We start from the raw sequence: 18,851 nt of genomic DNA, 5'->3' as shown, positions 1-18,851 counted from the left end.
CTAGTAGCCGGTCAGCTCCATATAGCCTTGGCCTCGATGGGAGCCGCTCACCTGTATTGGCCCCTCCCAGTAGCGCACGCTGAGCGGCATCAAGCTGTCTGGGTTAAGGGGCGAGATGTTGAGGTTTAACTGCTCGCCGGGGATGGCTATCTGCCAGGCGATGGGGTAGTTGGCCCCGTCTATCTTCTGCCACTCAGTCGCTTTCATCCTGATGCCACTGCTCGCTATGTTGCGGCCGCTGCCGTCGGCGAACATGCGCCGTGCACTGAAAAAGGGCCTGTCTTGGGAACTGAGCGGCTGTGATCTGAGCTGAAACAGCATCAGAGTAGAGGCATCGTCGAGGCGCAGGGCGAACCAGTCCCAGCCCTGCTGCTGACGGGTGAGAAACTGCGAGCTCCACTCCCTGTCCAGCCAACCTTGCCCGCTGACGCGGTGAACCTTGCCATCCAGGGTGACACTGCCGGTGATCGCGATGAAGGGCTGACTGTAGTAGTAGGAGGCCACCTCGCCATCCGCGCTCTTGATGCTGTAGCCCTCATCCCCCTGTCGCTGCAACGGCGCGCTGCTACTCAGCGTTAACTGATAGCTAAAGTCGTCGCTGTTAACCGTTAGTGTCGCCGGAAACAGATCGTCTCCCTCGCTCTGCCAGCGCCAGTCATCCAGGGCTATGGTGAGCGGTGAGGCTTTTGTCCCCGCCAGCTTGGGGTGCGCCCGAGACCAGCGCTCACTCGCCTTATGAGTCTCGCTGGTGGTGACCGCGCTGTGGGCCATGTAGAGCTGCTTGGTTGCCCAAGATGTTTCTGGCTTTGGTTTCTCTGGTTTTGGTTTATCTGGCTTTGGCGTTTCTGAAGTCGGTGACTCTTTTATGCCAGCAGACTGTGGTGACTCGAGTGAACTAGGTGAGAGCGCGATGCGAAACTGGGTCCATTGCAGCCCCAGCGGCTCGCCCGTGTCTGTGGTGAGGTTGGCGGTGAGATACCACCACTCCTGTTTGAAGTCGTCGTGGGCCAGATGATCATTAGGGAAGCTGAGTGGTTTTCCCGGAAGTACCTTGGCGTAGCCGCCAGACGTTGAATCAGAACCAGAAGCTGAGCCCATGAGATCCCCCATGCCTTTCGACTCCTGTTTGGGCGAATCGCAGCCCAGTAGCATAAGGCTAGATAGCAAGAGGGTCGTTAGCATTAGCGCGATCATTCCAAGGTGTTGCCGGCGCGTCATATGACCTCCCGTTGCAGGCTCGACACCAAGGGGCGTCTGGTTTGTTGATAGAGGGGGAAGGCGAGTGCCAGCGTGCTGGCCAGCAGCGCCAGTCCCACCAGCTCGAGGTAGGCGAGCCAGTCCCACACCATGGCGATGGTCCAGCCGAAGGCCTGCAGGGTCACCATATGGATCAGCAGATAGCCCAGTAGGGCGCCCGTCGGCAGGGCCACCAGACAGGTGAGTAGCACCATGAGCAGCATCTGGCCAACCACCAGCCACACCAGCTGACGGCGATTGACCCCCAGGGCGTATAGGCGCGCGATAGGTGCCAGCCTGGCCTGGGTCAACATGTAGCAGGCGCTGAACAGGCCGATGGCGGCCACCATCAGGGTCAGGCTGTTAAGCACCTGGGTGATGGAGAAGGTGCGCTTGAACATGGTGATCGCCTGGGCCTTGATCTTTTCCTGGCTGTAGACCAGCGCGTCTGGCAGTTGGAAGCGCGTCTGTATCTGCTGGCTAAACCCGGTCACATTAGCGCTCAGGGTGAGGGCCAGACTCAAGGGCGTCTCGCCAAGGTTAGCCCTGCGCCACAGAGATGGCGGGATGATCACCTCGCCGTAGGGATTACCGTAATCATAATAGATGGCGGCTATGGTGAGTTCGGTCTCGCCCAGGGCCGCAATACGTATCTTATCCCCCAGCTGCTTGCCCTGCTTGATGGCGAAGGGCTCGCTGACCAGGGCGAGTGGCTTAGTCTCGGGATCGGACGAGAAAAAATCTCGCCAGAGATTCGGCCTTGCCTGCTTGATGATGGTGGTGTGCTCTATGGAGTAGGGATCCCGGGTCAGCAGGAAGATGGGCGTCTGTTGGTAGTGACTCTTGAGTAGCCATTGCTTGTAGAGGCCGGTAACCTCGGGGGCCTGGCTCAGCATCTTCTCCACCTCGGCCATCTGGCTGGCGGGCGGACGCAGGTAGAGCTGTGCATGCAGCCTGGCGTCCAGCCACTGCTTGAGGGTGATCTCGAAGCTCCCCACCAGGCTGTTCATGGCGATATTGGCGGTAAGCGCCAGCAGCATGGCCATCATGGCCAGCGACAGCGGCGCCAGCAGCTCACGGGTCTCGCTGATCTGATAGCCGATAAGCCCCTTGGGGCTGATTTTCTGTAGCAGGCCGATGAGCTTCCTGAGCAGATAGGGCAGAGCCAGAGGGATGGCGATCACCACCAGACCCAGGAGCGCCATGGTGAATCGGTAGTCCTGGCTGAGCGGCATCAGGATAAGGGTCATGATGCCCAGCGTGCAGGCCAATAGCATGAGGCGATTCTGCGCCAGTTGGCTGCAGCGCTGCTGACTGAGCTGGCCGCTGCTCTGAGCGAGGGGCTGATTGAGCAGCTCCCTCAACAGGGAGCCACAGGCCAGCAGGGCGGCGATCAGGGTCAGCAGGCTAGCCTGGGCCAGCCACTGCCAGCGCCAGCTTCCCGGCAAGATGTTGGCGCCATAGAGCTGCTCCAGGGTGACAGACACCATAGGCTGTAGCCAGAAGCTCAGCTGTAGCCCGAGGAAGAAGCCGATGAGTGAGCCCAGCAGCACCAGCAGGGTGAGCTCCAGCCCAAGGGCGAACATGATGGCGGCGCGGCGCACGCCCTGTTGCTGCAGCTGGATAATCAGCCGTTTACGTTTGAGCAGGCTGTAGCGCACGCCGTTATAGGCGATAAACAGGCCGACGATAAAGGCCAGCAGGCTCATGGCGGTGAGGTTGAGATGAAAGCTGTTGGTGAGGGCCTTCATCGCCTCGCCGTTGTCGCTCTCCACCAGTTCGCCCCGGCCGGTGAGTAAGGATGTAAGAAGCTGTAGTTGACGCTCGCCGGGCGGGTCAAACAGAGCGATATAGCTGAGCTCGCCCGGCTTGCCCAGTAACTGCTGGGCCAGGGAGATATCCATCAGCAGGCGATCGCCTAGCTGGTAACTCTCATCGACCGCCACCACCTTCAGGCGCATGCCATTGAGGCTGAGCCAGGGCTCTGGCTGTCGCTTGGCGTTGGCCTCACTCATCACCACAATTGGCTCGCCCGCCAGCATGGCCGCCAGGGGCAGGGGGCCGCTCATGGGGATCTTGCTATCTGATGGCTCGTCTGTTTGCGGCTTGTTTTTACTGTTTGGCGCTAAGGCGGAGAGGGCGGCGATAAGATCGCTGCCGGTGACTTGCCAGCGGTGCTGGGCGCTATCCAAGGCAGAGCCTTGAAGCACCGCCAGGCTGTGGTGGAACCCCAGGGTTCGCAAGTCAAAATAGAGGTTCTCAGAGAGAACCTTGCCCGGCAGCGTGGTGATCAGATTGCTGGCCTGGCCGCTCAGCAGCTCGCTGGCCTGGCCATAGCTGTCGATGGCGCTCTCGTTGGTGGCCCTGACGCCGGTCAGCAGGGTAACCGCCAGCACTATGCCTATCAGTATCGCCCCGGCCTGCAGCGGCGCCTTCTTATAGTGGGCGGCGAATACCCTGAGGGTGAGACGGGAGGCGCGCAGCAGCGCCTTTACGCCGCCCGCCTGACTGTTAACAACTAGGCTACTCATGCACCCGACCAAGATCCAGGTGCCAGCGGCGCTGCATGAAGGCGGCGCACTCCATGGAGTGGGTCACCATTAAGATGCTGGTGTCGTGCTCGGCAGCCAAGGCGCAGATAAGCGCCATCACCTCCAGGCTGGTGGTCTGATCCAGGTTGCCCGTGGGCTCGTCCGCCAGCAATAATGCTGGCTTGTGGGCCAGGGCCCGGGCGATGGCCACCCTTTGCTGTTGACCGCCAGACAAGGCCTCCACATGGCGCTTGAGCAGGGGCCTTAGCCCGAGCGCGTTGACCAGATGATCGCACCAGGCGTTCCAGCCGTCTCCCTGAAGGTGCAGGGGAAAGGCGATGTTGTCTTCGACATTGAGCGGGGTGAGCAGGTTAAATTGCTGGAAGACGACGCCTAGCTGATGATGTCTGAACTGGCTCCAGCGGTTGTCGTCCCAGGTTCGGGTATCTTGGGTTAATAGGGTGAGGGCGCCACTGCTGGGGCGCTCGAAACCGGCGATGATATTGAGTAGCGTGCTCTTGCCGCTACCGCTCGGGCCGGTGAGGGCAACCGTCTCGCCGAGGGCGAGCTCTAGGTCGAGCCTGTCCAGCACAAGGTGAAATTTATCGCCGTCGTTAAAGCCCTTTGAGATCTCGCTCAGGGTCGCGACACTCGTCATTGCCAGTCCTTATCCTTTGATCGCCCAAGCGCTGAAGTTGGCTCGCGGCAGGCTTTCCATTGAAGCCATAGCCCATTAAACCCATTGATAACCCTATCGATAGCAGATTGCAACTGCCAACCAGCCCCTAAACACAGGGTTATACTTATTACTTACGCAGCGCCTCGAGCAAAGGATCTATCGTCGTGAAATCTCGTGTGCTTGATGTTGGATTTTCACTTTCAGATGGCGGCTCAGGGGCTGGTGAAAAGCGGCTTATTTTTCACCTGTTTAATCGAGTGTTCGACCAAAGGTAAAGATCGCGCTAACTGGTTGATTGTCGATGGGCAAGGTGATTTAATGAGCAAGTATTTTTCTGGTTCATCATGAAGTTAGCAAGTTTTCACTATTTGAAGAGCAGAGTCTTTCGTGTCGGAAAACGGCCCCAGGCAGACACGGGAGTGGGTGAGCTTACCCGTTACTTAGTCAAGTCATGAAACTGGGGCTGAGTGGGTGAGCCGTGGCAGGCCTGCGCGCCGCTAAGCCGATTGCACTGTGGAATATGGACATGAGCAGACTTCGTACCTTTCGTAGCCGGATAATCGTACAGATTGCCTTACCCCTTATCGCCATCATGGCCATGGTGTTGAGCCTGATCGCCTGGTTTAACTACCGGGCCGAAGAGAGCTACCTCTATGGCGATCTCGAGAAGCAGGCCGAGATGGTGGCCAGCCGGGTGCATCATTTTCTCTCCTTCGCCGAGAAGGATACCCGTACCTTTGCCGATCTCTTAGGCCAGATGAGTCGCGATCAGCTGCTCGAGCAAGATGGTGAGCTCAAGGCATTGCTGACCCGGCGCCTGGAGCGCCAAAGCGACTTCTATGCCAGCGCCATCGCCTTTCGCCCCAGCCTGACACCTAATCAACAGCCCTATGCCCCCTATGTCTACCGGGATCAGGACGGGGTGAAGTTCTTGGATATCGGCGCCGACAGCTACGACTACACCGATGGCCAATGGGCCTGGTGGAGCGAGGCGATAGACAAGCCTCAGGGTTACTGGTCGCTGCCCTATTTCGATGAGGGTGCCGGCAACATCTTGATGATCACCTTCTCCCAGCCCTTCGGCCCTTCGAGTCCCTACTGGGGGGTGGTGACAGTGGATCTGGCCCTGGACGCCCTGCCAGCCATGGCGGGGATCGATGCCGATCGCATGCTGGTGTTGGATGACAAGGGCCGACTTATCTACCACAAGGATGCGCAGCTGCTGATGTCCCAGGGCACAGATAAGTGGCTCGCCGCATCAAATGACAACGGCGACTTCGTCACCCTGCTCCAGTCGGCCAAATCCGGTAACAGCCGCATGCTGGCCGCCGACGGTCAGGCCTATCTTGCCAGCGTAGGCGTGGTGCCTAAGCTAAACTGGCGGGTGGTGATCATGACCCAGGAGGACAAGCTCTCCCACCAGCTCTACATGGGGCTCTCCTCTCTGGTGCTGACCCTGCTGCTGATCTCCGCCGTGCTCTATCTGACGGGATATCTCACCGCCAGACGCCTGTCACTGCCCATCGAGCGCCTGGCCGCCGGCATAGTGGCCTTCGGCGCCGGTAAGACCAAACATATCGAAGGCACCCGGGGCGCGGTGACCGAGGTGGAGACCCTAACGGACAAGTTTAACGAGCTGGCCGAGGTGCTGGCCCAGCGCGAGCAAGCGCTGCTGGATTCACGCGGTAACCGTTTCGCCAAGCTGATCGATGGCATGAGTGACAAGTCCTTCTACTGCTCGCTGGAGCCCGATGGTCAGATCGCCCAGGTTTCTGCCGGGGTCGAGAAGGTGCTGGGGGTCAGCCCGGATCTGCTCAAGCGTAAGTATCAGCGGATGTTTTCCGACAACCCCATCAACGAGGCGAACTGGGAGTACATGGACAGTGCCTTGCAGGGTAATAGTGTACCGCCCCATCAGGTGGAGATGATCGCCGCCAACGGCAGCGTGCGCCGCCTGGATCTCTTCATGCAGCCGCTGCTGGCGGACAACGGCGAGCTGCTCTCCATCGAGATGCTGTTTAACGATGTGACCGAACAGTTCTCGGCGGCGGCCTGGTCTAACGCCGTGCTGGAATCGGCCCCCGAGGCTATGTTGATCGTCGACGAGCAGGGCCAAGTCGTCTTCAGTAACAGCCGCTGCCAACAGCTGTTTGGCTATGATGCCCAGCAGATGCTAGCGCTGAATGTCGACCAGCTGGTGCCCGATAGCGTTAAGCATCATGAGGCCTTAAGAGCCAAGTATATCGGCGAAGGGGTGGATCGTCGCATGGGCCTTGGGCTGGGTAAGACCCTCAAGGCCAAGAAGGCCGACGGCAGCCTGTTTCCGGTGGAGATCAGCCTGGGGCTGCTACCCGCCGACAGCGACGGCCTGCGCCAGGTGGCGGCCTCGATACGGGACATGACAGAAGAGCTGGCCACCGCCAAGCGGATCAAGGACAGCGAGAGTCGTTTCCGTGGCCTGGTGGGCAACATTCCCGGCGCCGTCTACCGCACCCGCTTGGGCGAGCAGTGGGTGATGGAGTATGTCAGCGACAACATCGCCGAGATCACCGGCTATCCCGCCGCCGACTTTATCGAGAACAAGAAGCGGGTCTTTGCCAGCCTGATCCTGGAGGCGGACAGGGTAGCCACCGACACGGCGATCAACAAGGGGATCGCCGAGCAGCAGAGCTTCGAGGTGCAATATCGTATTCATCACCGGGATGGCAGCCTGCGCTGGGTGCACGAGAAGGGCAAGGCCAGCTATGACGATGAAGGCAATGCCCTCTGGTTCGATGGCAGTATACAGGATGTCACCCAGAGCAAGCTGGCCCAGGAGAAGATTGCCCAGTCCCAGCAGCAGCTGGAGACGATCACTGAGTCGATCCCCAACACCGTCTATCAGCTGCGTTGGATAGCCAACGATCAGCGCTACTTCACCTTCCTCTCCCGCGCCTGCATCACCACCCTGGGTTTTCACCGGGATCAGCTGCTGGCGAACTTCGACCTGGTGGCCGATTGCATCATAGAGTCGGAGCGGGCCCGCATCATTCGCGCCCTCTCCGGCGAGAGCGCCTCTGGGCTCAAGTGGATCGAAGAGTTTCGCTACCAACACCCCACCGGCGAGCAGCGCTGGCTACAGGCGGGGGCCAGGGGCGATCGTCAGGACGATGGCAGCATAATCTGGAACGGTTACCTGATGGATATCAGCGAGCGCAAGCAGATGGACAGGGAGCTGGCCAAGCGCGAGGCGCACTTCAGGGCCCTGTTCGATAACGCCGGTATCGGCATAGTCAATGTCGACGATCGCGGCGTCATCTTAGATTGCAACGAGCAGTTCAGCCAATACCTGCAGCTGCCGATCGAGCGTCTCAAGGGCAGTCTCTTCTTCGATTATCAGGACCCTGAGCAGGGGCTCGAGGCCAAGAACAGCTTCAAACACCTGATGAGCGACGGCGCCGACAGCGTCAAGTTGGAGATCCGCTTGCTCAACCAAGCTGGCGAGGCCAGGTGGATGGACGTCAACATGACCGGCCTATCCGACAAGCAGGGGGAATATCGCTCCGCCGTGCTCTCCATGGCGGATATCAGTTCCCTCAAGCTGCTCTCCGAGGAGCTGACCCAGGCCAAGGATGTGGCCGACGCCGCCAGCAAGGCCAAGAGCGACTTCCTGGCGAACATGTCCCACGAGATCCGCACCCCGATGAACGCCATTATCGGCATGTCACAGCTGTGTCTACAGACCAGTTTGGACAAGAAACAGCAGAACTATGTGGAGAAGATAGACCGCGCCTCCAAGTCGCTGCTGGGGATCATCAATGACATCCTGGACTTCTCCAAGATAGAGGCGGGCAAGCTGGATATCGAGGCAGTGCCTTTCCAGCTCGATACTATGCTGGAAGATCTCAGCGACATGTTTTCGGTCAAGGCCGCCGACAAGCAGCTCGAGTTGCTGTTTGCCGTGGCGCCCAATATTCCCCGCCATCTGGTGGGGGATCCGCTGCGACTCAGCCAGGTGTTGATCAATTTGATGAACAACGCCATCAAGTTTACCGAGCAGGGCGAGGTGATGCTGTCGATCAGTCAGCTGGTGCGTGAGGATGAGGAGATACTACTCAAGTTCAGCGTGCGCGATAACGGCATAGGCCTCACCGAGGAGCAGCGCGGCAAGCTGTTCCAATCTTTCAGTCAGGCCGACAGTTCCACCACCCGCAAGTATGGCGGCACAGGTCTGGGGCTGGCGATCTGCAAGCAGCTGGTGGAACTCATGGGCGGCGAGATCGGCGTCGAGAGTCAGTTCGGCAACGGCAGCACCTTCTTCTTCAGCGTGCGCTTCAAGGTCGCCGACAATCAGTTGATCAAGGTGGCCCACGAGCTGGAAGGGATGCGGATTCTGGTCGCCGACGACAACGCCACCGCCCGGGATATTCTGCGCAGCACTCTCGAAAGCATGGGCTTTACCGTCGATACGGTGCGCAGCGGCGCCGAGGCGCTGAGTCGCTGTCAGGAGACCGACTATGGGGTGGCGCTGATCGATTGGCGCATGCCTGAGATGGACGGCCTGGAGACGGCGCGGCGACTGCTGAGCGAGCGCGCTAACCCGCCCAAGACGCTGATCGTCTCGGCCCATGCCGACGGTGATTTTATCGACAAGGCGGAGCAGGCGGGGATCTCGGGCTATATCACTAAGCCGATCAGCGCCTCACGCCTGCTGGACGGCATCATGTCGGCCCTGGGTAAGCAAGGTGCCATGCCGGTGCGGCGCAAGGGCAGCGAGGTAAGTCCCGCCCTGCTGGCGCAGCTCAAGGGCAAGCGCATCCTGCTGGTGGAAGACAACGAGATGAACCAGGAGGTGGCCAGCGAGTTCCTCGAGCAGGTGGGAGTGATCCTCTCGATTGCCGAGAATGGTCAGGTGGCGCTGGAGAAGCTGGCCATGCAGAGCTTCGACTTGGTGCTGATGGATTGTCAGATGCCGGTAATGGATGGCTATCAGGCCACCGCCGAGCTGCGTAAGCGTCCCGAGTTGGCAGACTTGCCTGTGATCGCCATGACGGCCAACGCCATGGCCGGGGATAAGGAGATGTGCCTGCGCGCCGGCATGAACGATCATATCGCCAAGCCTATTGAGGTGTCGCTGCTCTACAAGACGCTGCTGGAATACCTGGGGGATGACAGCCAGGTGATTGAGGAGACCAGCGCTGAGCAGATCCATCAGCACAGCCAGGATGCCTATTGGCCACAACATCCGGCGCTGGACATCGATAAGGGGCTGCAGCTGGTGCAGAACTCGGCGCGCCTCTACCGGCGGATATTCGAGCGTTTCTATACGGGTCAGTCCCGCTGCGCCGAGCTTATCGCCACCGCCCAGCGTGAGGGCAAGCAGGAGGAGGCAGTGCGTTATGCCCACACCCTCAAGGGGGTGGCCGGTAACCTCTGCTGCCCAGAGCTGGTGACCCTGGCCAAGCAGGTGGAGCAGGCACTCAGCGATTCGATCCAGGCCGATGTGACTGAGGCGCTGACTCAGATGGGTGAGCTGTTAGACAGCCTGTGCACCACCATAGGCTACTGGCTCAGTCAGACCGGGGCCGAGACGCTGCCGCAAGAAGATGGCGCCGACCCCGGGGCGGCTGCCGATGCGCCAGCCATGTCGGCCCAGGAGCTGGACGCCGCCATCAAGGAGCTGCTCAAGATGCTGGAGGAGGCGGACGCCGAGGCGGTGGAGAAGCTACAGGCGATCCGCGATCGTCTACCTAAGTCACTGGCTAATAAGATCGCGCCCGTGCTCAACATGGTGAACGCCTATCAATTTGACGAGGCGATCGAGCTGGTGGAGGAGATCTTTAGCTAGGCTTTACGCATGGCTAGGTTTTACGCATTGGCTAGGCGTAGGGTGAGCTGGCTGATCGTGATAGTCGCTTGGGGCGTATGACAAAGAAGGATAGCAATATTTGGCCGTGTGCCGCTTCGAAGGGCTGCGGGGCCTTAAGCGTGAAGGAACTATACTCAAACAGCTGAGTATCACAGGGTACAACTGGAGAAGGGATTGATGGAGAAAGCCACGGTATTGGTTGTGGACGATACCCCGGAGAATATCGATATCTTAGTGGGTATTCTTGGGGATGAGTATAAGGTGAAGGTGGCGATCGACGGGCCTAAGGCGCTGGCGATCGCAGGCAAGAGCGCGCCTGACATCATCTTGCTCGACGTGATGATGCCGGGCATGAATGGCTATGAGGTGTGTAAGCGGCTCAAGCAAGAGCCTTTGACGGCGCACATTCCGGTGATCTTCGTCACCGCCCTGACCGACGTGGCCGACGAGACCCAAGGGTTCGAGCTGGGGGCGGTGGACTATATCACCAAGCCGGTCAGCGCGCCCGTGGTCAAGGCGAGGGTGAAGACCCATCTGTCGCTGTACGATCAGAAACGCCTGTTGGAGCAGGAGGTGAAGGCCAGGACCCGTGAGCTGGAGGTGACCCGGCTAGAGATCATTCGCCGCCTGGGCCGCGCCGCCGAGTATAAGGACAACGAGACGGGGATGCATGTTATCCGCATGAGCCACTACGCCCGTTTGCTGGCCCGCGAGGCCGGGATGTCGGAACATTTCTGCGAGCTTATCTACAACGCCTCGCCCATGCACGACATCGGCAAGATAGGCACGCCGGACGCTATTTTGAAGAAGCCCGCCAAGTTAGACGATGAGGAGTGGCGAGAGATGCAGCGTCACGCCGAGATAGGCGCCGAGATCATCGGCGAGCACCCGGATCCCATGCTGGAGATGGCGCGGCGCATAGCCCTGACCCATCACGAGAAGTGGGATGGCTCGGGCTATCCTAAGGGGTTGAGTGGCGAGGAGATCCCCATCGAGGGGCGCATAGTAGCCATTGCCGATGTGTTCGATGCCCTGACCTCTATTCGTCCTTATAAGCAGGCCTGGAGTGTGGAGGATACCCTGGCGCTGATCGATCGCGAGGCGGGTAAACATTTCGACCCCGAGCTGGTGACCCATTTCAAGGCGATCGTCGATGAGGCGGTGAAGATCCGTGACAGCCATCAGGATAAGGAGTGATCAGTAGTCAGTTGGCGCTGAGCACTAGGCTCTGAGCATTAGGCACAGAGTTTTGAAGATAGAGCCGTACATTAAAAAAGGCGCCATTGGCGCCTTTTTTCGTTAAATCTGAGCTTACTCTTCATCTAGGGAGTAGGGCAGTGGTGCTAGGGTGAGAACTGATGCCTCATCGCCCGCCACTCTCAGCTGAGCCGTTAACGGCGTATCGTTGGGCAGCACGGCACTCAGCAGCAGCTGACCGTCACGCTGCACGGCTTCTACAATGGTGCCGGCGCGGCGATAACCTTCATCCTCTTCCAGTTTCATCTCGAGCTGGCTGTCGTCATCGATCGCCACACTGGCGGAGCCCTGGACGATATAGAGGGCGCGCTTGTTGCCGCCGCGATACTTCATGCGGGCCACGGTTTCCTGACCCATGTAACAGCCCTTGGTGAAGCTGATGCCATCGACCGCCTGCACGTTACACATCTGCGGCACAAACTGGCTCTGATGACGGGCATAGATATTAGGCAGACCGGCGGCGATCTCGACCGCCTGCCAGGCGCTGAAGTCATAGATCGGCTGGTCTATCTTAGCTAGCAGCTCGGCCTGCGTATCGCGCTTAACGGCTAAGATAAAGCGTTCGCCGTCTCTTAGGATAACGCCGCCTGGGATCTCGGTGAGCTCGGCTGCGGTCTCGCCGAAGGACTGGGCTATCCAGGCAGGGGCCTGCTCGCCGCTGACGCCCAATAGACACCAGTCGTCGCTGGCATCGACCAGTTCTGCCTTGCTGAACACGGCATATTTCTGCAGCTGCGGCAGGTCGAGCGCCAGCGTCTCTCTTGGCATCATCATTAGCAGTGCATCTTGATGGGCGAAGGTTCTGAAGCTTGCCAGCATCTTGCCCTTAGGATCGCAGTGGGCGCCCCAGCGCCACTGATCTGCTTCCAGAGAGGTGATATCTGTGGTCACCTGACCGTGGATGAAAGTCCGCGCCTGCTCGCCGGTTACAGAGATAAGGCCGAGATGGGAGAGTTGGCTGAAAACGATGGCGGGTTGCGCCTCATTGAGGGGCCACTGAGGTTGAGAAACGGTAAGCGTCATATCATGTTCCTGGGCGAATGGGCAGATTTGGGGTTGCCCGGTTAAGGGCTCATTATCATCAATATAGGGGCGCGGAGAAAAATTTAAAGGGGCCTGGGGAGGAATCTTTCAAATGATTCGGGCCAATCTTTAAAATTATGATCCCTAAACGCTTTTGGTATGGCACGCTGACTCCAAGATGGGCCCAAGTAGCAGAGCCGCTGCCTGCGCGGCATCATATCCTATGCGCCGCCCAGGTTGCCTGGGGTTGGCGTTAAGGCCGGTGAGGAGGGACATTTTCCTAGTGGGAGTCGGTGCTAGTTGCTTGAAGTTTATTGAGATCTCTATGATGCTTCTATGAGCTGGATAAAAAAGCGTCAGTGTCCCGGGAGGCAGCATGTTAGTGAGTGTAGAGCGGTTGAGATACCTTAAGATGATCGTCGAGTTGGGCTCATTCTCGGCCGCCGCCAGACAGCTAGGTAAGAGTACCTCGGGCGTGACTCAGGCGATGGACGCCTTCGAAGATGATCTTGGGGTGACGCTATTTGAGCGCCATCAGGGTAAAGCGGTCAGCCTTACCAGCTCGGGCAAGAGCTTCTATCTGCAGGCGATGGAGCTTATTCCCCAGCTGGAAACCTTAGAGAAAAAGGCGCAGGCCTTACAGGCTGGCATAGAGGATGAGCTGAATATCGTTTTACACGGGTTAAGTTACTTTGGGTTTATCAGCGAGGCCATCAAGCTATTTAGGCAAAGCTTCCCATCGGTTACCGTGAATCTTTTAGATATAGACAATCCTGATAGTCTATTTAAGGCGGATATTCGTATTTCTCTGGCACCTGTGGAGCGACAACGTAACATGCGCTCTGTGAACCTATTTTCGTTTATGTGGCAGTTGGTGGCCTCTCCGCAGCATCCGCTGGCAAGGATCAAGGGGGAGCTGACCCAGGCCGATCTGGCTAACTATACCCAGTTGATGCCATTTCCAAGCAAGTTGTTTGATCAGCAGCTCTTACATTCTTTGTTATTTTCGGGGTCGGTGATGCAATGTGAGCGTCATTTCTATTACCTCACAGGTCTTATCGATGGCTTGGGCTTCGGCATCTTTCCCGGCGCGCTGGCGGCACCTCTGATTAGTGAGGGTAAGTTAGTACCACTTGAGGTTGATGTGGCGGTCGACAAGTCAGGCTGGCCGATGGAACTGGCCTGGTCTGATTCTATCGGTCCGGCGGGTGACTACCTGGTGGAGTGCCTGCAGACCGAGGCCGAACGCTTCTGTGCCGGGCGCTCCGTGCTGTAACTGTTAAGCTTAACTTAAGTGTGCTTATTCGCGGCTCGATTCGAATCGCGGTTCAATAGCTCCGTCGAAACAATCCATTTCAACGGAGATTTATTATGAAAAAGTCATTTAAGAAAACAGCCTTTGCTTTAGGTCTGGTTGCCTCGGCTTCTCTGGGGGCGATATCAAGCGCTCAGGCGTGTCTGGTCTACCTTGGGGCATCGAACAATGAGCATCCTCTTATCGGTAGAACGGTAGAGTTTGGCTTCGATGAGCAAACACAAACCTCATTTGCTACCGACTTCATCAACTTCCCTCGTGAGAGTCATTTTACTACTTATGGTGCAGACAAGCCCTTAAGTTGGACCAACAAATATGGGTTCTCAGGGATGGCCCATGAAGGTTTAGTATCCGATGGCATCAACGAGAAGGGGCTGTATGTCGCAATGCTTTGGTTTGCAGATGGAAAATATGCGCCTCGTGACGAGAGCAAGCCGAGCATTGCATCGGGTTCCTTAGGTAACTGGATATTAAGTCACTACGCCAGTGTAGATGAGGCGGTGAAAGGCTTATCACAGACGAGTGTCTATCAATCTGCCGACAACCATTTAGGTATCGAGCTGCCTATGCACCTGCAACTGGTCGATAAGCGGGGTAAGGCGGTTGTGATCGAGTATATCGATGGCAAGATGACGGTAACGGATAACAGTGAATTTGGCGTGATGACCAATTCTCCGAAAATTGGCGATCATATGGTTGCATACCGCGAGCTACTGGATGCCAATCCCCATCTGGATGTATCTAAACCAAGCGTTAAGGGAATGCTGGCAGGGCTACCCGGTGGATATACGGCTGTGGAGCGGAGCGTTAAAACGGCGGTACTTAAAGATCTGACACCTAAGCCAAAGACCAAGGTTGAAGCGATCAATCAGGTGATTCATACGCTCAATAATACCGATTATGTGAAAGGTGCCAGCTCGTTTCCTAGTCGCGGTTTGTCTGGCGGTGCTCAGGAGACCTCCTTTATCACCATCATAGATATGGAGAATAACGACTATTACTATCGTACTGTCGATAGTCAGGTGCTCCACAAAGTGGATATAGACAAGGTTGATTACAGCCAGGGTAATCCGGTGACCAGCTTCGATATCTATGGTGGGATTCAATATATCGATGTGACCTATCGTGTCCAATAGGGATAAGGTCTTTGAAAGACAAAAAGGCATCACAGAGTGATGCCTTTTCTATTTTTGATCGCGATGGTTATTATCGCAAAGACGGGGCCGTCTTAGTGCAGCAGACGGGTCCTGATGGTGCCGTCGATCGCTTTCATCTCTTCCAGTGCCTCATCGGCCTGATCTGAGTTGACCTCCATGACCACGTAACCAATCTCTGCGGTGGTTTGCAGGTATTGGGCGGCGATGTTGATCCCTTTCTCGGCGAAGGCCTGGTTAATCTTGATCAGAATACCCGGACGGTTGTGGTGAATATGCAGCAGACGCGAGGTGTCTTTATGCTGCGCCAGCGATACCTCAGGGAAGTTGACGGCCGTCATGGTCGAGCCGTTGTCTGAGTATTTCGCCAACTTGCCTGCCACCTCGATACCGATATTTTCCTGAGCTTCCTGGGTACTGCCGCCCACGTGTGGGGTCAGCAGTACGTTATCCAGGCCGCGCAGTGGGCTGACAAACTCGTCGTCGTTCGACTTAGGCTCGACCGGGAAGACGTCGATGGCGGCGCCGACGATATGATCGCCGCGGATCGCCTCGGCCAGGGCGTCGATATCTACCACAGTGCCGCGTGAGGCGTTGATCAGAATACTGCCCTGACGCATGGCCGCCAGCTCTTTGCTGCCGATCATGTTCTTGGTCTGCGGCGTCTCAGGTACGTGCAGGCTCACCACGTCGGCGAGAGACAGCAACTGCTCCAGCGAGTGGATCTGCTGGGCATTACCCAGAGGCAGCTTGTCTTCGATATCGAAGAAGATGACGCGCATGCCTAAGGTTTCGGCCAGGATCCCCAGCTGAGTACCAATATGGCCATAGCCAATCACCCCAAGGGTCTTACCGCGGGCCTCGAAGCTGCCATTGGCGCTCTTGAGCCAGCCACCACGGTGGGCCAGGGCGTTGCGCTGTGGGATACCACGCAGCAGCATGATGATCTCACCCAGTACCAACTCGGCGACAGAGCGGGTATTGGAAAACGGCGCGTTGAAGACTGGAATACCCAGCTTTTCGGCGGCGGCGAGATCGACCTGGTTGGTGCCGATACAGAAGCAACCTATGCTGACCAGCTTTTCAGCCTTGTCCAGCACGGCCTTGGTGAGTTGGGTACGGGATCGGATGCCAACGAAGTGAGCATCTTTAATCGAGGCTAACAGCTCCTCTTCCCCCAGTGATGCCTTGTGATATTCGATGTTGTTGTAACCTGCACGCTTGAATACATCTACCGCAGATTGGTGGACGCCTTCCAACAGCAGGATCTTGATCTTATCCTTGTCCAGCGAATGTTTCGCCATGATTTAGGTACCCTCTTGCTCAATTGTTGCTAGGTGAGTATCGCTCTCGGGGACAATTTCTACTCGGCTTTCGCTCTGTGGCCTGATACCAATGAATCTTCGTCGTCTCGCTATTGGCCTGGGGCCAGAGACGATGAGCTTCTACGGATGGCAGGACGCTGAGCCCAGTCGGGCAAGGTTATTTGGAAGCTATACGGTTTCCGGCTGACTTGTGTAGAATGACTACACAGAGCAAGCGTTTTAGCGCAAAGCCCTTCAAACCTTGGTAAAAATGCGCCCAGAAAGGTCTACAAGCCCTGTTCTTGTGGTGATTTTTATCTGTTGCCTGTCAATGCCTCCACAAAATAGCACCTTTTTTGGTCAGTGTGGAGGGCTAGATGGCTAAAGTTATTATTCTGATATTAAAACAATATCATCTAAGGAGTTCTTATTTTGAATAAAAGCACCGTGTGGCTCACAATTTTCTTCGCCGTGCTGATCTGGTCAGGGATAGAACCAAAAGATAGCTTTACCTGGTTTTTAGAGGTTGTCCCCGCGCTGATCGCCCTGCCTATCCTCTTTGTGACTCGCAAGAAGTTTCCACTCACTTCCCTGGCCTACGGCCTGATTCTGATCCATGCCATCATTCTCATGGTGGGGGGGCACTACACCTATGCCGAGGTGCCACTGTTCGACACCATAGCCGACTGGATGGGCAGCGAGCGCAACAACTATGACAAGGTGGGCCATTTCGCCCAGGGCTTTATTCCCGCGCTGTTGGCCCGTGAGGTGTTTCTGCGCCTCGAGGTGGTGAAGAAGGGGGCCTGGTGCAATTTCTTGGTCTGCTGTTTCGCCTTAGCGCTGTCGGCATTTTATGAGTTGATCGAGTGGTGGGTCGCGTTGGCGACGGGTGAAGATGCCGAGGCATTCCTGGGGACCCAGGGCTATGTGTGGGACACCCAGTCTGATATGGGGATGGCGCTTATTGGCGCCCTGGCGAGCGTGATACTGCTTTCGCGCTGGCATGACAGTCTGCTGCTTAAACTGAAAAAGCAATAATAATCTGTAGCTTGCCTATCACATCAGAAGCATTATTATATGCTAATGATGTGATGAGTTAGCTTTATATAACTAATAGTGATAACTATTCTCACTAGAGTTAGTTAATATAGCTGACATACTTTTTTACTAGTCATAAATGGATAAATTAAGTGGTATCTATGACTAGGAGGAATGAAGTTCATAAAGATCAATAACAGGGATAGCTTACTCACATATGGTTAACTGCATTGAGATGCTTTTCAGGGAGAGAAGCGTATGAGTAAAATTGATGAACTGGTTTTTCTACACCAAGATTCAACACCGTGCCATCTGGCCGTTCTGGCCGAATCGATAGGCCTAAAGACACGTATCGCCCGTCAGGTCAGCGACCTGGATCCGGAGCGGGATCGCAACAGTTTCTACCTCATTGCCCAGAAGGGCGCGGCGCTGGACAGCAAGGGCGTCCCCTTGATTGTCGCGCGTCTATTACCCCATGTGCCCATCGCCCTCTATCAGGTCGAACGCGGCAGCCTTGAGCCGGAATCTGCCCTGCTGCTCGGGGTGCGCGGCCTGCTGTTTTCCGATCAGCGTATGGATCTCTCGCTGACCGGATTGCGTAAGATGGTCAACGATGAGCTGTGGTATGACAGACCATTGATCTCTAAAGTGTTTCGTCAGCTGGTGAGCCGCCAGGACAGTGGCGTCGAGCTGACTCAGGATATGGTCGCCATGCTGCAAAAGCTCACCACTCGTGAGCGCACCATCATACAGCTGGTCTCCAGCGGCGCCCGCAACAAGGAGATCGCCGATCGCCTCTGTATCAGCGAGCATACGGTCAAGGCCCACATCTCCTCAATCTTCCGCAAGACTCAGTCTCGTAATCGGGTCGAGCTGCTGCGTTGGTCCCAGGCAAACGCCTGTCACTTCGAGTTTTGTTAATCAATTAATCCTTCATACCTAAGCAAGCTCAGTGTCTGCTGAGCTGGGCTTTGGAGCTGGGCTTTGAGGTTTGCTTTGGCATTAGCTCGTCGCACCGGCTAGTAGCATTAGCTTCTGGCATTTGCCTGACGCCTTGGCTTTAAATCCTGGATTTAGCTTACAAACTTTGTCAGGCGGCTGAATCTGGTTTGAATTGCATCGGATTCCCCGCCAGTCCAAGTTGCGGCTTGTCACACTTTCGACATTTCACCTTCTTGCCAGTAGAAAGGTTAAATTGACCTTAAAATAAAACCATGGTTTGTAAAATCGTTGAGCATTTGCACTAATCAGGCTTGGTGCTGGATGTTTGAATGCTCAAACTTATCTATTGTTTTGCTTGAAATTATCTAATCCCATCACGAATGAATCCTGGCGACCTCATGTTTTGTGCCGTGAAACCAATCGCTTAATCACGATTTACTAATATGTATGCCATTTGCTGTATAGATATTAACCGTATTTTACAAACATAATGTTCGCTATTTTGGAATGTGATCTTGGTCACA

General features: G+C 56.5%; 11 protein-coding genes. 6 read left to right on the top strand and 5 right to left on the bottom strand.

Going from position 1 to position 18,851, the window contains the following annotated elements:
* The 3 genes from K0J45_RS16425 to K0J45_RS16415 are packed head-to-tail and all read right to left on the bottom strand — an operon-like array spanning nt 1 to nt 4,425.
* Complete coding sequence (locus K0J45_RS16425) at nt 1–1,182, bottom strand: lipocalin-like domain-containing protein (protein ID WP_258406715.1); 1,182 nt, start codon at nt 1,180–1,182, stop codon at nt 1–3.
* Nucleotides 1,183–1,214: 32 nt separating this feature from the next.
* Nucleotides 1,215–3,767, bottom strand: a complete 2,553-nt coding sequence (locus tag K0J45_RS16420) for an ABC transporter permease (protein WP_220043338.1) — start codon at nt 3,765–3,767, stop codon at nt 1,215–1,217.
* On the bottom strand, nt 3,760–4,425 hold the full coding sequence (locus K0J45_RS16415) for an ABC transporter ATP-binding protein (RefSeq protein WP_220043337.1): 666 nt from the start codon (nt 4,423–4,425) through the stop codon (nt 3,760–3,762). Before K0J45_RS16415 ends, K0J45_RS16420 begins: the two co-directional genes overlap by 8 nt.
* Before the next feature lie 541 nt (nt 4,426–4,966).
* Between K0J45_RS16415 and K0J45_RS16410 the strand changes: the two genes are divergently transcribed.
* Together K0J45_RS16410 and K0J45_RS16405 are read left to right on the top strand one after the other, a co-directional pair.
* On the top strand, nt 4,967–10,273 hold the full coding sequence (locus K0J45_RS16410; protein WP_220045341.1) for a PAS domain S-box protein: 5,307 nt from the start codon (nt 4,967–4,969) through the stop codon (nt 10,271–10,273).
* A gap of 198 nt (nt 10,274–10,471) precedes the next feature.
* Nucleotides 10,472–11,491, top strand: a complete 1,020-nt coding sequence (locus K0J45_RS16405) for a response regulator (protein ID WP_220045340.1) — start codon at nt 10,472–10,474, stop codon at nt 11,489–11,491.
* Nucleotides 11,492–11,605: 114 nt separating this feature from the next.
* Here the strand turns inward: K0J45_RS16405 and ygfZ are convergent, their stop codons facing one another.
* Nucleotides 11,606–12,574: a tRNA-modifying protein YgfZ gene (gene ygfZ / locus K0J45_RS16400; protein WP_220043336.1), complete on the bottom strand. Its 969-nt coding sequence runs from the start codon at nt 12,572–12,574 to the stop codon at nt 11,606–11,608.
* A 376-nt stretch (nt 12,575–12,950) separates the two neighbouring features.
* Here ygfZ and K0J45_RS16395 point away from each other — a divergent pair, with 376 nt between their 5' ends.
* Nucleotides 12,951–13,850 carry a LysR family transcriptional regulator gene (locus K0J45_RS16395; RefSeq protein WP_220043335.1) on the top strand — a complete coding sequence of 300 codons (900 nt, stop codon included), beginning with the start codon at nt 12,951–12,953 and terminating at the stop codon, nt 13,848–13,850.
* A gap of 95 nt (nt 13,851–13,945) precedes the next feature.
* A complete protein-coding gene (locus tag K0J45_RS16390) occupies nt 13,946–15,025 on the top strand; it encodes a linear amide C-N hydrolase (RefSeq protein WP_220043334.1) in 1,080 nt (359 codons plus the stop codon).
* 92 nt (nt 15,026–15,117) lie between these two features.
* Here K0J45_RS16390 and serA read toward each other — a convergent pair whose 3' ends face one another.
* A complete protein-coding gene (gene serA / locus K0J45_RS16385) occupies nt 15,118–16,347 on the bottom strand; it encodes a phosphoglycerate dehydrogenase (RefSeq protein ID WP_011866992.1) in 1,230 nt (409 codons plus the stop codon).
* A gap of 432 nt (nt 16,348–16,779) precedes the next feature.
* Here serA and K0J45_RS16380 point away from each other — a divergent pair, with 432 nt between their 5' ends.
* Both K0J45_RS16380 and K0J45_RS16375 read left to right on the top strand, forming a co-directional pair.
* Nucleotides 16,780–17,385, top strand: coding sequence for a DUF2238 domain-containing protein (locus tag K0J45_RS16380; RefSeq protein WP_220043333.1), 606 nt, complete (start codon nt 16,780–16,782; stop codon nt 17,383–17,385).
* A 258-nt stretch (nt 17,386–17,643) separates the two neighbouring features.
* Complete coding sequence (locus K0J45_RS16375) at nt 17,644–18,306, top strand: helix-turn-helix transcriptional regulator (protein WP_011866990.1); 663 nt, start codon at nt 17,644–17,646, stop codon at nt 18,304–18,306.
* Nucleotides 18,307–18,851 lie beyond the last annotated feature (545 nt).

This window comes from Shewanella alkalitolerans, from assembly GCF_019457575.1.
Classification (GTDB): Bacteria; Pseudomonadota; Gammaproteobacteria; order Enterobacterales; family Shewanellaceae; genus Shewanella; species Shewanella loihica.
This window is presented reverse-complemented; position numbering and strand designations above follow the sequence as displayed.